Annotated in this window: 15 protein-coding genes; 6 read left to right on the top strand and 9 right to left on the bottom strand. The window is 58.8% G+C overall.

Annotated elements, in window-relative coordinates; all coding sequences use genetic code 11:
• The first annotated feature begins 6 nt into the window (after positions 1–6).
• From GT756_RS04310 to ybiB, 5 genes are all read left to right on the top strand, one after another.
• Positions 7–852: a transketolase gene (locus tag GT756_RS04310; protein WP_049092359.1), complete on the top strand. Its 846-nt coding sequence runs from the start codon at positions 7–9 to the stop codon at positions 850–852.
• Positions 852–1,844 (top strand): transketolase family protein, encoded by a 993-nt coding sequence (locus GT756_RS04305; protein ID WP_017900160.1) that lies wholly within the window; start codon positions 852–854, stop codon positions 1,842–1,844. The genes GT756_RS04310 and GT756_RS04305 overlap by 1 nt, the downstream gene beginning before the upstream one ends.
• 215 nt (positions 1,845–2,059) lie before the next feature.
• A complete protein-coding gene (gene rhlE, locus GT756_RS04300; RefSeq protein WP_004886179.1) occupies positions 2,060–3,415 on the top strand; it encodes an ATP-dependent RNA helicase RhlE in 1,356 nt (451 codons plus the stop codon).
• 192 nt (positions 3,416–3,607) lie between these two features.
• The gene (gene dinG / locus GT756_RS04295) at positions 3,608–5,764 is read left to right on the top strand and encodes an ATP-dependent DNA helicase DinG (RefSeq protein WP_064189342.1); all 2,157 of its coding nucleotides are present in this window, start codon (positions 3,608–3,610) and stop codon (positions 5,762–5,764) included.
• A gap of 27 nt (positions 5,765–5,791) precedes the next feature.
• Positions 5,792–6,757, top strand: coding sequence for a DNA-binding protein YbiB (gene ybiB, locus GT756_RS04290; protein ID WP_004886183.1), 966 nt, complete (start codon positions 5,792–5,794; stop codon positions 6,755–6,757).
• A gap of 109 nt (positions 6,758–6,866) precedes the next feature.
• Here ybiB and ybiJ read toward each other — a convergent pair whose 3' ends face one another.
• The 4 genes from ybiJ to GT756_RS04270 form a co-directional block, all read right to left on the bottom strand.
• A complete protein-coding gene (gene ybiJ, locus GT756_RS04285; protein WP_004176772.1) occupies positions 6,867–7,127 on the bottom strand; it encodes a DUF1471 family protein YbiJ in 261 nt (86 codons plus the stop codon).
• A gap of 285 nt (positions 7,128–7,412) precedes the next feature.
• Positions 7,413–7,679, bottom strand: a complete 267-nt coding sequence (locus GT756_RS04280; protein ID WP_002895824.1) for a DksA/TraR family C4-type zinc finger protein — start codon at positions 7,677–7,679, stop codon at positions 7,413–7,415.
• Between the two features lie 20 nt (positions 7,680–7,699).
• Complete coding sequence (locus GT756_RS04275) at positions 7,700–7,960, bottom strand: DUF1471 domain-containing protein (protein ID WP_025999233.1); 261 nt, start codon at positions 7,958–7,960, stop codon at positions 7,700–7,702.
• Between the two features lie 140 nt (positions 7,961–8,100).
• The gene (locus GT756_RS04270; RefSeq protein ID WP_004886190.1) at positions 8,101–8,715 is read right to left on the bottom strand and encodes a flavin reductase family protein; all 615 of its coding nucleotides are present in this window, start codon (positions 8,713–8,715) and stop codon (positions 8,101–8,103) included.
• 96 nt (positions 8,716–8,811) lie between these two features.
• Here GT756_RS04270 and rlmF point away from each other — a divergent pair, with 96 nt between their 5' ends.
• Positions 8,812–9,726 (top strand): 23S rRNA (adenine(1618)-N(6))-methyltransferase RlmF, encoded by a 915-nt coding sequence (gene rlmF / locus GT756_RS04265; protein WP_017900155.1) that lies wholly within the window; start codon positions 8,812–8,814, stop codon positions 9,724–9,726.
• On the opposite strand, the gene ybiO is transcribed toward rlmF, so the two are convergent.
• From ybiO to dps, 5 genes are all read right to left on the bottom strand, one after another.
• Complete coding sequence (gene ybiO, locus GT756_RS04260) at positions 9,727–11,922, bottom strand: mechanosensitive channel protein (protein ID WP_160124566.1); 2,196 nt, start codon at positions 11,920–11,922, stop codon at positions 9,727–9,729. It lies immediately after the preceding gene.
• 110 nt (positions 11,923–12,032) lie between these two features.
• Entirely contained in the window at positions 12,033–12,755 is a 723-nt protein-coding gene (glnQ, locus tag GT756_RS04255; protein ID WP_004212183.1) for a glutamine ABC transporter ATP-binding protein GlnQ, read from the bottom strand.
• Positions 12,752–13,411 carry a glutamine ABC transporter permease GlnP gene (glnP, locus tag GT756_RS04250; RefSeq protein ID WP_002895837.1) on the bottom strand — a complete coding sequence of 220 codons (660 nt, stop codon included), beginning with the start codon at positions 13,409–13,411 and terminating at the stop codon, positions 12,752–12,754. Before glnP ends, glnQ begins: the two co-directional genes overlap by 4 nt.
• A gap of 125 nt (positions 13,412–13,536) precedes the next feature.
• A complete protein-coding gene (glnH, locus tag GT756_RS04245; RefSeq protein ID WP_004886198.1) occupies positions 13,537–14,283 on the bottom strand; it encodes a glutamine ABC transporter substrate-binding protein GlnH in 747 nt (248 codons plus the stop codon).
• Between the two features lie 415 nt (positions 14,284–14,698).
• On the bottom strand, positions 14,699–15,202 hold the full coding sequence (gene dps / locus GT756_RS04240) for a DNA starvation/stationary phase protection protein Dps (protein WP_004886200.1): 504 nt from the start codon (positions 15,200–15,202) through the stop codon (positions 14,699–14,701).
• Positions 15,203–15,306: the final 104 nt, after the last annotated feature.

The following is a 15,306-nucleotide window of genomic DNA, read 5'->3' as shown; positions in this document are numbered from 1 at the left end:
ACAGAGATGAAGATCACCGAATCACAAAAAGTCGCTGCGGCGGCGTGGCGTATCCGCCGCTACGCCCTGCAAATGGGTGAAGTGCAGGGGCAGGGCTATATTGGCCAGGCGCTGGGATATGCCGATGTGCTGGCTACCGCCTTCAGCCACGCCATGACCTATCGCCCGGAAGATCCTGAGTGGGAGGGGCGCGATCGCTTCCTGCTTTCTCATGGCCATTACGCTATCGCTTATTATGCCGCGCTGCTGGAGGCGGGCATTATTCCGGAAGCGGAACTGGAAACCTACGGCTCCGACGACAGCCGCCTGCCGATGTCCGGCATGGCGACCTACACCCCGGGGATGGAGATGTCCGGCGGCTCGCTGGGGCAGGGACTGTCTATCGCCGTCGGCATGGCGCTCGGCCTGCGGCAGAAACAGAGCACGGCCTGGGTCTACAACTCGATGTCCGATGGGGAGCTGGACGAAGGTTCGACCTGGGAAGCGGCGATGTCGGCGGCTCACTATGGCCTGAGCAACCTGATTAACCTTGTCGACGTCAACAAACAGCAGGCCGACGGCGATTCACGCAAGATCCTCGGCTTTGAGCCGCTGCAGGATAAATGGGCCGCCTTCGGGTGGTACGTACAGCGCGTAGACGGTAACGATCTGCCGGCGGTGATGGCCGCCTTTGACAACGCGAAAAGTTATTCCGGCAACCAGCCGCGGGTCATTTTATGCGACACGCTGATGGGCAAAGGGGTGCCGTTCCTCGAAACCCGCGATAAGAACCATTTTATTCGCGTCGATGCCGACGAATGGCAAAAAGCGATTGCGGTGCTGGACGCTAACAAACCGGAAGGAGTGCTGTAATGAGCCAGAGTAAACCCCGTTTAAAAACGTCGGCGATGATTGCTTCGATTGCCGATGAAGGCCAGGCGACCGTCTCTGCGCCCTTCGGCGTCGCGCTGTCGAAACTGGCGGCGCAGCGCCCTGAAATCGTCGGTATGACCGCGGACCTGTCAAAATATACTGACCTGCATATTTTCGCCCAGGCCTTCCCGGATCGTTTTTTCCAGATGGGAATGGCGGAGCAGCTGCTGATGGCGGCGGCGGGAGGCATGGCGAAGGAGGGATTTATTCCCTTCGCCACCACCTATGCCGCCTTTGCGACCCGTCGCGCCTATGATTTTATTCATCAGGTGATCGCTGAAGAACATCTGAACGTCAAGATCTGCGCGGCGCTGCCGGGCCTGACGACCGGCTATGGCCCCAGCCATCAGGCCACCGAAGATCTGGCGATCATGCGCGGTATCCCAGGCATGGTCATCGTCGATCCCTGCGATGCGCTGGAGATTGAGCAGGCGGTACCGGCCATTGCCGATCACCAGGGTCCGGTGTATATGCGTCTGCTGCGCGGGAAGGTGCCGCTGGTGCTGGATAAATACGACTATCAGTTCGAACTGGGCAAAGCGAAGCTGCTTGAGGACGGCAACGACGTGCTGATTATCTCCTCCGGGCTGATGACCATGCGCGCCCTGGAGGCGGTTGAAAAGCTGCGGGCCGATAATATCAGCGTGGCGGTCCTGCACGTGCCGACCATCAAACCGCTGGATGAAAAAGCGATTATTGAACAGGCGTCGAAGCCGGGTCGGCTGGTGGTCACCGCCGAAAACCACACCGCTGTCGGCGGGTTAGGGGAGGCGGTGGCCGCCCTGCTGATGCGCAAGGGGGTTCGCTGCGAGATGGATACCGTTGGTCTGCCTGACGCGTTTCTGTTGGCCGGCGCGCTGCCGACCCTCCACGATCGCTACGGCATCTCCACCGCGAAGATCGTCGAAAAGATTAAGTATCGTCTGCGTTAACCGCGCTGCGGCGACGCGCCTGGCCGCTGAGCGCTCTCAGCGGCCTTCTTCCTCCCGCCAGCCAGGCGCGGCATTCTTTTACAGATTTTATGCGGCCTGTCACAAAATCTGCTAGACTGCGCCCCTTCATGGCATTGTGGTTTTTGCCATCTCTTATCGCAATAATCTCCCTGAAAACTACGCCCTTCACCGGGCCGGGGCGGTTCGGAGTTGTTATGTCTTTTGATTCCCTTGGCCTGAATCCCGATATCCTGCGCGCTGTCGCTGAGCAGGGCTACGTTGAGCCGACCCCTATCCAGCAGCAGGCGATCCCGGCGGTACTGCAGGGCCGCGACCTGATGGCCAGCGCCCAGACCGGCACCGGTAAAACGGCGGGCTTTACTCTGCCGCTGCTGCAGCGCCTGATCCAGAACGAGCCGCACGCGAAGGGCCGTCGTCCGGTGCGCGCGCTGATCCTGACCCCGACCCGCGAGCTGGCGGCGCAGGTGGGCGAGAACGTGCGGGATTACAGCAAATATCTGAATATTCGCTCGCTGGTGGTGTTCGGCGGCGTGAGTATCAACCCGCAGATGATGAAGCTGCGCGGCGGCGTCGATATCCTCGTCGCCACCCCGGGCCGTCTGCTGGACCTCGAACATCAGAACGCCGTCAGCCTCGATAAAGTGGAAATCCTCGTACTGGATGAAGCGGACCGCATGCTGGATATGGGCTTTATCCATGACATCCGCCGCGTACTGGCGAAACTGCCGCCGCGTCGGCAGAACTTGCTGTTCTCGGCGACCTTCTCCGACGAGATCAAAGGCCTGGCGGAGAAACTGCTGCACAACCCACTGGAAGTGGAAGTGGCGCGTCGCAACACCGCCTCCGAGCAGATCACCCAGCACGTCCATTTTGTTGATAAGAACCGCAAGCGCGAACTGCTGTCGCAGCTTATCGGCGAAGGCAACTGGCAGCAGGTGCTGGTCTTTACCCGCACCAAGCATGGCGCCAACCACCTCGCGGAGCAGCTCAACAAAGACGGCATCCGCAGCGCGGCGATCCATGGCAACAAGAGCCAGGGGGCGCGTACCCGCGCGCTGGCCGACTTTAAATCCGGCGGCATTCGCGTGCTGGTGGCGACCGATATCGCCGCCCGCGGACTGGATATCGAAGAGCTGCCGCACGTGGTGAACTACGAGCTGCCGAACGTGCCGGAAGATTATGTCCACCGTATTGGGCGTACCGGTCGCGCGGCGGCCACCGGCGAAGCCTTGTCGCTGGTGTGCGTCGATGAGCACAAGCTGCTGCGCGATATCGAGCGCCTGCTGAAAAAAGAGATTCCGCGCATCGCGATTGCCGGCTATGAGCCGGACCCGTCGATTAAAGCCGAACCTATCCAGAACGGTCGCCAGCAGCGCGGCGGCGGTCGTGGTCAGGGGCAGGGACGCGGCGGCCAGGGGCAGGGGCGCAGTGGACAGCCGCGCAGCCAGAGCAGCGCCCCGCGTCGTCAGGACGGCGAGGCGCCGAAAGCGCGCACTCAGGACGGCAAACCGCCGCGCCGCCGTCGCCCGCGTAAGCCGGCTGGCGAATAACAGGCTGATGCCCGGGCCGCGATAACGCGGTTAAGCACGGCTCAGGCCCGTCTGTCCGCTACGCGGCGGCGGGCCTTTTTCTTTCCATTACACTATTTGTCGAGCACGCTTCCACACACAGCAGAAAGCAATACCTCCGGACGGGTAAAAATGGCACAATAGTGGCTGTTTATACAGTATTCAGGTTTTCTCATGGCTTTGACCGCTGCGCTGAAAGCGCAAATCGCCGCCTGGTATAAGGCGCTTCAGGAACAGATCCCGGACTTTATTCCCCGCCCCCCGCAGCGGCAGATGATCGCTGATGTGGCGAAAACCCTCGCCGGGGATGAGGGCAGGCATCTGGCTATCGAAGCGCCGACCGGCGTCGGTAAAACGCTGTCATACCTTATCCCTGGCATTGCCATCGCCCGTGAGGAACAAAAAACGCTGGTGGTCAGCACCGCCAACGTCGCCCTGCAGGATCAAATCTACAGTAAAGACCTGCCGCTGCTGCGCAAGATTATCCCCGACCTGCGCTTCACCGCCGCCTTTGGTCGCGGACGCTACGTCTGCCCGCGCAACCTGGCGGCGCTGGCCAGCACCGAGCCGACGCAGCAGGATCTGCTGGCTTTCCTCGACGACGATCTCACCCCGAACAACCAGGCGGAGCAGAAACTGTGCGCGACGCTGAAGCAGGACCTTGACAGCTATCGCTGGGACGGCCTGCGCGACCATACCGACAAAGCCATCGACGATGGACTATGGAGCCGGCTGAGCACCGATAAGGCCAGCTGCCTGAACCGCAACTGCCACTATTATCGCGAGTGTCCGTTCTTTGTGGCGCGGCGGGAAATTCAGGAGGCGGAAGTGGTGGTAGCCAACCATGCGCTGGTGATGGCGGCGATGGAGAGCGAGGCGGTGCTGCCGGAGCCGAAAAACCTGCTGCTGGTCCTTGATGAAGGCCATCATCTGCCGGACGTCGCCCGCGACGCGTTGGAGATGAGCGCCGAGATCACCGCCCCCTGGTTTCGCCTGCAGCTGGATCTGTTTTGCAAGCTGGTGGCTACCTGCATGGAGCAGTTCCGCCCGAAAACCACGCCGCCGCTGGCCAATCCGGAGCGGCTCGCCGGCCATTGCGAAGAGCTGTTCGAGCTGATTGCGTCGTTGAATAATATTCTCAATCTCTACATGCCCGCCGGCCAGGAAGCGGAGCATCGCTTCCCGATGGGCGAACTGCCGCAGGAGGTGATGGAGATCTGCCAGCGGCTGGCGAAGCTCACCGAGACGCTGCGCGGGCTGGCGGAGCTGTTTCTTAACGATCTCAGCGAAAAGACCGGCAGCCATGACGTGGTGCGTCTGCATCGGGTGCTGCTGCAGATGAACCGCGCCCTCGGCATGTTTGAAAGCCAAAGCAAGCTGTGGCGTCTGGCGTCGCTGGCGCAGTCCTCTGGCGCGCCGGTGACCAAATGGGCGACGCGGGTAGTGCGAGACGGCCAGATCCACGTCTGGTTCCACTGCGTCGGCATCCGCGTCAGCGATCAGCTTGAGCGGCTGCTGTGGCGCAGCGTGCCGCATATCGTGGTGACGTCAGCGACGCTGCGCTCTCTTAACAGCTTCTCGCGCCTGCAGGAGATGAGCGGCCTGAAGGAAAAAGCGGGTGACCGCTTCGTGGCGCTGGATTCGCCGTTCAACCACGTGGAGCAGGGGAAAATTATTATTCCTCAAATGCGCTATGAACCGTTGATAGATAACGAAGAGCAGCACATTGCCGAGATGGCGGCCTATTTTCGCCAGCAGGTGGAGAGCAAGAAGCATCTCGGGATGCTGGTGCTGTTTGCCAGTGGGCGAGCGATGAATCGCTTCCTGGAGCATGTGACCGACCTGCGTCTGATGCTGCTGGTGCAGGGCGACCAGCCGCGCTACCGGCTGGTGGAGCTGCATCGCAAACGGGTGGAAAGCGGCGAGCGCAGCGTGCTGGTGGGCCTGCAGTCCTTTGCCGAAGGTCTCGATTTAAAAGGCGATCTGTTAAGCCAGGTACATATCCATAAAATCGCCTTTCCGCCCATCGACAGCCCGGTAGTGATCACCGAAGGCGAATGGCTGAAAAGCCTCAATCGTTATCCCTTCGAGGTACAGAGTTTGCCCAGCGCCTCCTTTAATCTTATTCAGCAGGTGGGGCGTTTGATCCGTAGCCATCACTGCTGGGGAGAGGTGGTGATTTACGATAAGCGTCTGTTGACCAAAAACTACGGCGCGCGTCTACTGAACGCGTTACCTGTTTTTCCCATTGAGCAGCCGGGCGTTCCGGAGGTTATAGTAAAACGGAAAGCAAAACAGACAGCAAAACAGACAGGCCGCAAACGTCGCTGACGACGGCGCGTTGCACCAGGGGGAGCCATGGAGTACAGCAAAATTATAAAAGAGGTGGGCCGCGGTAAGAATCATGCCCGCGACCTGGATGAAGAGACCGCCCGTGCGCTCTACGCGCGGATGCTGAACGGCGAGGTGCCGGAGCTGGAGCTGGGAGGAATATTAATCGCCCTGCGCATCAAAGGCGAAGGCGAAGCGGAGATGAAAGGCTTTTACGCCGCGATGCAGCAGCATACGCTGCGCCTGACCCCGCCGGCAGGCAAGCCGATGCCGATCGTTATCCCCAGCTACAATGGCGCGCGCAAGCAGGCGAACCTGACGCCGCTGCTGGCGATGCTCCTGCATAAGCTGGGGTTTCCGGTCGTGGTTCACGGCGTCAGTCACGATCCGACCCGGGTGCTGACCGAGACCATTTTTACCCTGCTGGACATTCCGGCTACCCGGCATGCCGGTCAGGCGCAGGCGCAGCTGGAGGGGCATGAACCGGTGTATATCCCGGTGGGCGCCTTCTGCCCGCCGCTGGAGAAACAGCTGGCGATGCGCTGGCGGATGGGCGTACGCAACAGCGCCCATACGCTGGCCAAACTGGCCACGCCGTTTGGCGAAGGGGAGGCGCTACGCCTCTCCAGCGTGTCGCATCCGGAATATGTTCCCCGGGTGGCGGGCTTCTTTCGCGAGACCGGTGGCCGCGCGCTGCTGATGCACGGTACCGAAGGCGAAGTGTACGCCAACCCGCAGCGCTGCCCGCAGATCAGCCTGATTGATGACCAGGGCGTGCGGGTGCTGTGCGACCGCCAGACCGAGGCGGCGGCGGAAGTTATTCTGCCGGCCTCGAAAGATCCCGAAGTGACCGCGCGCTGGATCGAGCGCTGCGTCGCCGGCGTCGAACCGGTACCCCACTCGCTGAAGATCCAGCTCGCCTGCTGTCTGCTGGCCTGCGGCGAGGTCTCAACCCTGGAGCAGGGTCTCAGCCGCGTCAACGACTGCTGGTGAGCGGATCGGCAGGATAAAAAAAAGCCCGTCCGGTGGCTCGGACGGGCAAGGCAAGGGTATTAAAGGTCTTTTCAGGGTTAATTCAGTGGCTTACAGGGTTGAGTTGCGATTATTTATAGATAACCGCGGTACCGCTCAGTTTGTTGTTGGTGTTAGCGGAAGTGATGCTATAGCCGGTTGCGCCAGCGGCTTCGGCTTTAGCAGCCAGTTTCGCTTCCAGACCATCTAACGTGGTTGCGCCTTGCGCAGACACCACACCGATCTTATTCATGCTTTCAGCCTGAGCGGGGGTAACCGGCTCGGCGGCAAAGGCGCCGAAGGAAAGGGCGGTCAGTGCGATGGCAGCGGCAGCATATTTGATGTTTTTCATAGTTAATCTCTCGCAGGTTGTTCTGTTCAGGGGACGATGTTCCGTCGATGTGATAAGTATCACGCTTTTTTGCGGGAGATAAAATCGAAGGAAATTCACAGTCTTCATCGATTTTTTTGAATGACTAATAATTTACTGATTATTAATAAATTATTTCTGATTCTTTTCGTCTGATGGCGGAGCGAGGGAGACCGGCACGCTTAAGGGCACATATTGCGACATTTATCGCCAAAAAGTGTGCGCGAAAAGATAATGCGAAAAGCTGTCATGAACGGTAAAGGAAAGTCAGCGTAGCTGGCTATCCTTGGAACCACGGCGATTATATCCTGAAAATGTATTGTTATGTAAATCTTTCTCCTGTTGGCACTTCACGCAGTATCTGACGCCAGGAATAGCCTGTCGGCGAGCCTCCGGAATCGGTTCTCCGCATTCATCACAAAATTTGTTGCTTTCGCCGCGTGGAAGCTCGCGGCGGGCGCGAGCCACCGCATCGTCAATGGTGCTGTCGATCTGATCCTGAACGGCGCCGTCGCCTGCCCAACCTGATGCCATCGTCTGCCTCCTGTAAAAGGTTATTGATAAATTATAGCTGAACCGTACAGCCGGTTACCGCTGCTGGCGGCATTGACCCGCCAGGCTATCGCCCCACGGCGGTGGGCCTTATCCGCGAGGGCAGCAACCAGGTCGTCAAGGGTAGGGGCGCCGGAGGCGGAGACGGTGCCGACAGGGCGCAGTGGCCCGTCATAGGGCAGTTCAGGTGTCAGCGGCAGGGAAGAGGCCGCATTGGCCTGAGCGGCAAGCGCAGCGGCAAACAGCAGCGAGGTGATTTTCATCAGCATATCCTCATAAACAGCATGGGACATAGCTTAAGTGTAGGCCTTTCCAGACCGCGCAGCAGGGAATTTTTTATGCAAAAACAAGGCGTTTTGCATGCTACCGGCGCAGGGTAGCGATACTCTGGCCGGTAAATTATTTAGCGGGCGTCCGGGCGGATCATGTCAAAACGCAGGCTGTCATCAATACTGTAATAGGCGCTCGGACCTCCGGCGCGCAGGATCGGCTGAGCGCGGGCGGTTTGATAGATGCCGTTATCCAGCAGTGATTCATCGATATGCACGGCGACCACTTCGCCGAGCACCAGCCATGTATCGACAAGATTGCCGTCGGCGGTGGCGAGCTGAATACATTGCGACAGGCGGCACTCAAAGTTCACCGGGCTCTCCGCCACCCGGGGGGCCTTGACCAGGCGGCTGGCGGCGGCGGTGAGCCCGGCGCGCACGAATTCATCCTCATGGTGCGGGATCGAGGCGGAGGTTTCGTTCATCGCTTCGGCCAGCGGGCGCGTCGCCAGGTTCCACACGAACTCCTTCGTTTCGACGATATTTCGCACGCTGTCTTTCCAGCCGCTGCTGGCGAAACCAATGATCGGCGGGCGATAGTTAAAGCAGTTAAAAAAGCTGTATGGCGCCAGATTATGCTGGCCCTCGGCGTCCTGCGAGGCGATCCAGCCTATCGGGCGAGGCCCGATTATCGCGTTCAGCGGGTCATGCGGCAGGCCGTGGCCCTGCGAAGGTTGATAAAAGTACATGCTGCACCTGTCACGGATAAAGGAGATATCCAGACTCCCTTATTTACCGCGCCGCCGTCAACGGGTATCTTACGCGGCTGTTCAAAGGAGATTGTCATGAAAGCCCAGAAACCGGGGTTACACCCGCGTAACCGCCACCATCAACGCTACGACCTGCCCGCGCTCTGCCAGGCTCATCCTGACCTGCAGGGATACATTACGCTCAATCCGCGGGGTGAGCAGACCATTGATTTTGCCAATCCGCAGGCGGTTAAGGCGTTGAATAAAGCGCTGCTGGCGCATTTCTACGCGGTCAAACACTGGGACATTCCTGACGGTTTTCTCTGTCCGCCGGTGCCCGGGCGGGCCGATTATATTCATCATCTGGCGGATCTGCTGGCCGGGGACAGCGGCGAAGTGCCGAAGCAAGCCACGATCCTCGATATTGGCACCGGCGCCAACCTCATCTATCCCCTGATCGGCGTTCACGAATACGGCTGGCGCTTTACCGGCAGCGAAATCAGCCCGGAAGCCTTCGCCAGCGCGCAGGCGATTGTTAATGGCAACCCGGGATTGACCCGGCAGATCCGTCTGCGTCGGCAAAAAGAGAGCCAGGCCATCTTCCACGGCGTGATCCACAAAAACGAGACCTATGACGCCACCCTGTGCAATCCGCCGTTCCATGACTCCGCAGAGAGCGCCCGGGCGGGCGGCGAGCGCAAGCGCCGCAATCTCGGACTCGGCGCCGACAGCGGGCTTAACTTTGGCGGTCAGCAGCAGGAGCTGTGGTGCGAGGGGGGCGAAGTGGCCTTTATCTCGCAGATGATCCGCGAAAGTCAGGCCTTCGCCCGCCAGGTGAAATGGTTTACCTCGCTGGTGTCGCGCGGCGACAATCTGCCGCCGCTCTACCGCCTGCTGACCGAGGTCGGGGCAGTGAAAGTGGTGAAAAAAGAGATGGCCCAGGGGCAAAAGCAGAGCCGCTTTATCGCCTGGAGCTTTATGGACGACGCCAAACGCCGCCGTCCGTTCTAACTACTCCACGGCCGGGCTGTCGGCGCCCGGCATCGGCAATTGCTGCCAGGTCTGTACCGGGGCGCGAACCCCGGCGCGATCGAAGTGCTTTTTCACCTGGGTATCAAGGGCAAAGCGCACCGTCCACTGCTTCAGCGGCAGGGTGGTGAAGCTGACGCGCAGCGTAAAGGCGGTATTGCTCAACCCCACCAGCCCGGCGAACGACGGTTCGCCAATGATCAGGCCGCGGATCTCCTCCTGGGCCAGCAGATCGTCCACTGCCGCCTTCAGCGCCTGGCTGGCTTTATCCAGATCCTCATGGCGATCGACGTCATAGTTAGCCACCACCGAGCCAATGCCGCGCACGAAGTTGGCAAAGGTGGTGATCGAGGACCAGGGAATAATGTGATAGGCGCCGGTATCCTGGCGCACCCCCACTGAGCGAATCGACATCCGTTCCACCGTGCCGGTCAAAGGCCCGATGGTGACCAGGTCGCCGGTATTCATCCCGTTCTCAAACTGGATAAAAATGCCGGTGATAATGTCTTTAACCAGGGTTTGCGCGCCAAACGAGATGGCCAGCCCTAACGCCCCGGCGCCCGCCAGCAGCGGCGCGATATTGACCCCAATCTCCGAGAGCAAAATCATCACCGTGATGGTGCTGATCACCACCGCCAGCGCGTTGCGAAACAGGGTTAGCAGCGTACGGGCCCGCGCGCTGGGCAGCGGACGGCCATGGATATCCGAGGCCAGACGGTTTTCGATCAGGCTGGCCAGCACCGTCCAGCCGATAGCGGAGAAGAAGAGGATAAGAGCGATACGGATCAGCACATCCACCGTTTTTTGCCCGGCATCGTTGTGCAGCCATTCGCGGAAGTCAAACAGCCCCCAGGCGCTCAGGAGCAGCATTATGGCGACACAGACGGTGAGAATGCGCGCTGCCTTCAGCGAGGCGGAGATCCAGCCGTTCAGCCGCTTTTGCAGCTCAGGATAGTTGCGCTGGGTGGCAGGGGAGAGAGTGATGGTTTTGGCTATCCAGCGCGACAGGATGCCGGACACCAGCGCCGCGCCGCCGATAATCGCCAGGCTGCGCAGGGTGGCGCCCATCATAAATTTCAGGCTGTTGCCTGGGTCGAACAGGGAAAAGAAGAAGAGCACCACAAAGTAGGCGCAGGCCAGCCAGTGCCAAATCAGGGCGAAGGCGCGGATAAACAGGCTAAAAAAGGAGAGCGAGCGGTCAGCCAGATGGATCAGCCCCTGCGTAATCACCGCTTTGTTATGAAAAATCAGATACAGCGCCCACACCGTAATGCACAGCATGATGATGACGTTAGCCAGCGCGCCGACCTGAACATTCACCTGGTTAGAGATAATCGGCACCGCGACGATCAGGCCGTAGCCGATCAGGCTGCTGAGGGCGCTCAGGCGCAGACTCCAGTAGGAGGCGGCCTCGTCGCTGAGGTTAAAGGGCCTGAGCGCTGGAATGCGCGGGCAGAAAATGAGCCGCAGGATGGCTTTAAAGAACTCGATCAGCGCGAAGGCGTTGAGGAAAAGGCTCTGCTGAAAGGCGATAGTGGGGTTGTTGCCATCCAGACGATCGCTCAACAGCTGACCGACAAACAGGGTCAGCGCCAGCAGCAGCAGATCGATAATAAACGCCCCGGCGATGGTCAACGGCAGCTGGAGCCAGTTTCCGCGATCGCGGTTTTTATGCCGTCCCCATTCGCCCATTTTACGATACAGCGGCAGCGCCGCGAGGCGTACCAGCCACCAGAAGGCAAACACCAGCCCGGCCAGCAGTAAAAAATGCCAGGCGGCGCTGGTAAAGGTTTGTGGATTAAAGGGCTTATGCGGCGAGCCGGTAATATTGCGCCACAACTGGGAAAAGCGCGATGAGAGCTCATCGCCATATTCCCGGCTGATCTGCGTGACGTTCTCCAGCACGGTGGTCTCTTCTTTCACCGCCGGCGGCGTCAGCGTCGGGGTGCTGTCGGGCGGCGGCGTGGCGGCCGCTTTACGCAGCTGGTCAATGAGCTCCTGACGGGCGGCGTCGTTGGCCAGCACGTCGGCCAGCGCGGCATAGGCCGCTCTTTTCTGTTCTACATCGGGTTCGCTGGCGCTGGTTTTATCGGCGTTAGCGGTCGGCACGCCGGGCAGGGCGGCGGCGGAAAGCGGGGCAGTAAACAGCGCAGCGAGCAAAAGCAGGATCCACGGCATGGGCACCTCCGTTGCAACGTAAACGGGTAAGTATAGAAGCCGCTGGCGGAAGGGGAGGGAAGAGGAATCTGGAAAGCGGCTCTCTCCGCGAGGGAGAGAGCCGTTGTGGGTCAGGCGACGTGCTGCAGGAATTCGCGCAGACGCGGGCTTGGCGGGTTGTTCACCAACTCCTGTGGATTGCCGTCTTCGGCAATTCGTCCTTTGTCGATAAAGATCAGTCGCGAGGCCACTTTTTCGGCAAAGCCGATTTCGTGGGTCACAATCACCATCGTCATACCCTCTTCCGCCAGATCCTGCATCACCTTGAGCACTTCATGGCGCAGTTCCGGGTCGAGCGCGGAGGTGGGCTCATCAAACAGCATCATCTTCGGCTTCACCGCCAGCGCGCGGGCGATGGCCACACGCTGCTGCTGGCCGCCGGAGAGTTCAGACGGATAGTGATGCGCGCGCTCAGCCAGACCGACTTTCGCCAGCAGATCTTTCGCCAGCTTCTCCGCTGCCTGTTTGCTGGCGCCGCGTACCCGCAGCGGGCCAAACATCACGTTTTCCAGCGCCGTCAGGTGCGGGAACAGGTAAAACTGCTGGAACACCATTCCGGCTTCCTGACGAATCAGACGTTCGTCCACCTTTGGATCGTTGACCTTCAGGCCATCGACAATCAGATCGCCGCTGGTGATTTCTTCCAGTTTATTGATACAGCGCAGCATCGTCGATTTACCGGAGCCGGACGGGCCGATGATGACCACCACTTCACCCTGATTGATTTTCAGAGAGATATCGTGCAGCACCTGGGTTGGGCCAAAGTGCTTGGAGACGTTTTTAAATTCAATCACAGGATTTTCATCCTTCTTTCAAGACGACGCAGAATAAAGCTCAAGACCAGGGTGATGATCAGGTAGATCACGGCAACGGCGCTCCAGATTTCCAGCGCGCGGAAGTTGCCGGCGATGATCTCCTGTCCCTGACGGGTCAGTTCGGCGACGCCGATGACGATGAACAGCGAGGTATCCTTGATGCTGATGATCCACTGGTTGCCCAGCGGCGGCAGCATGCGGCGCAGCGCCAGCGGCAGGATCACGTGGCGAATGGTTTCGCGACGCGACAGGCCGAGCGCCAGGCCCGCTTCGCGGAAGCCTTTATGAATGGAGAGCACCGCGCCGCGGGTAATTTCCGCGATATAGGCGCCCGAGTTAATCATGATGGTCACTACCGCCGCGGAGAAGGGGTCAATGCGCAGATCGCTAAAGGCCATCGGCAGCGCAAAGTAGATGAACATAACCTGCACCACAATCGGGGTGCCGCGAATGATTTCAATAAACACCAGCGCGATGTGGTTGGCGATCCAGCCGCCGAAGCAGCGGGCGAAACCGGCCACCAGACCGATGATCAGGCCGCCGGCCAGGCCGAGGACGGAAATCCACAGCGTCATTTTGGCGCCTTCCAGCAAAATCGGAATGGCGGGCCAGATGGCACTCCAGTCAAACTGCATAATACGTTCCTGTTACCGTGTCGAGAGCAGAGGAAAGCCTCCGCCAAAATACGGTCTCCCGCAGCGTCTGTGCCGGAAGACCGTTGTGATGTCGCCGGGCCTGCGCCCGGCGAAGGACATTTTTATTATTTTGGTTCAGTGCCGAACCATTTTTTATAAATTTCGTTGTAGGTGCCGTTCTCGCGCAGCGTTTTCAGCGCACCGTTCACTTTCTCACGCAGCTCGTCGCTGCCTTTCGGGAAGGCGATACCGTAGTTTTGCGCTTCCAGTGATTCACCTACCGCTTTGAATTTGCCGTTGCCCGCAGTTTTGATGAAGTAGAGGATGTTCGGCGTATCGTGCAGGACGGCATCCGCGCGGCCGGTACCCAGCTCCATATAGGCGTTATCGATGTTCGGGAACTGACGCAGATCTTTGGTTTTGATATTAGCTTTGGCGTAGTCAACGGAGCCGGTGCCGCTCTTCACCGCGACCACTTTGCCGTTCAGATCTTTCACATCTTTGATGTCGTTATTATTGGCGTTGACCATCACCAGCAGGCCGCTTTTGTAGTAGCCGTCAGAAAAGTCGATGGCTTTTTTACGCTCGTCGGTAATGGTGATCCCCGCCAACGCCAGATCGATATTTTTGGTTTGCAGCGCCGGGATAATGCCGCTGAAGTCCATCGGCTTCAGGGTGTAGTCGAGCTTCAGCTCTTTGGCGATGGCCGCCCACAGGTCAACGTCAAAACCCACATACTTATCGCCTTGCTTAAATTCGAACGGGACGAACGCCGTATCGGTGGCGACAACCAGGGTCTTATTGGCGGCATGGGAAGAAACCGCAAAAGCCAGGGTCAGTGCAGCCAGTGAAACTTTAAATACAGACTTCATAGCATTTCCTTTTATATCCACGGGACGATCCCCTGCGAGAACGACTAGCCTAATGAAAAAATCGTGCCACTTTTACAACCTGTTGTTTTTAAACAAACGAAGCGGTAGCCGCTGCACAATATCGATCATTTCAGGCAAAGAGTGCACCATAACGGGGCGTTATTTTGGTGCATCCTGAGGTCGCTGAATAACGAGCCCATTTTTAGCGCAAACCCTGATGGGAAAACAATCTCGGTGTAACGATTGTGTGAGGTGATTATTACAATTGTTTTACTTTTGTGCGCATTTTCATCAATTTGACGCCCTGAAATGGTGCAAGGACAGCGGGTGAGGGAAAGGCGGAGGGGAAAAACAGCAAGGGTTGGGATGGGAAAGCAAAGGCGCCGTCGACCGCGCTACGGCCGACGGCAAAGCCTTACTCGATGTTCGCTTCAATAAACCACAGGAATTTATCCAGGTCGCGGGAAGCGGCGGTGAAGATATCTGCGGTATCTTCGTCTTTGGCTTCACCGATCGCTTTGCGCACATCGTTCGCCACTACCGCGTAACGGTCCGCCAGCGCTTTCAGGTGATCCTGAACATGATGGATATCCAGCGGATAGCTCTGCAGCGGGGTTTTGCTGTTGATCACCTGAGTGGTGCCCAGGGCGACGCCGCCCAGCTGTACGGCGCGCTCCGCCATGGTATCCAGATGCTCAGTGAGCGCGGTACGGAAGCCATCCAGCATTTCGTGCACGGCGATAAAGTTCGCACCGCGCATATTCCAGTGTGCCTGCTTGGTGATAAGGGACAGGTCAATGAACTGGATCACCTGGCGATTCAACAGCTCAATGGTCGCTTTCTTTTCGCTGTCAGCGACATCGTTGCGGGTATAGACCAGATTAGATGCTTTTGATTTAACCAGTTTAGCGGTACTCATCGTTTCATATCCTCTTGATATTGATGCTCGTCACACTTCAAAGCTGAATGATGTGGAGCGTTGTCCCAGGTAACTTCGGGACTAAGTATAGCAAGGGTTTTAAA

It is taken from the genome of Klebsiella sp. Q2, from assembly GCF_009900705.1.
Lineage (GTDB): Bacteria > Pseudomonadota > Gammaproteobacteria > Enterobacterales > Enterobacteriaceae > Klebsiella > Klebsiella quasipneumoniae.
Note: the sequence above shows the minus strand (reverse complement) of the source record. Positions and strands in the feature narration are given on the sequence as shown.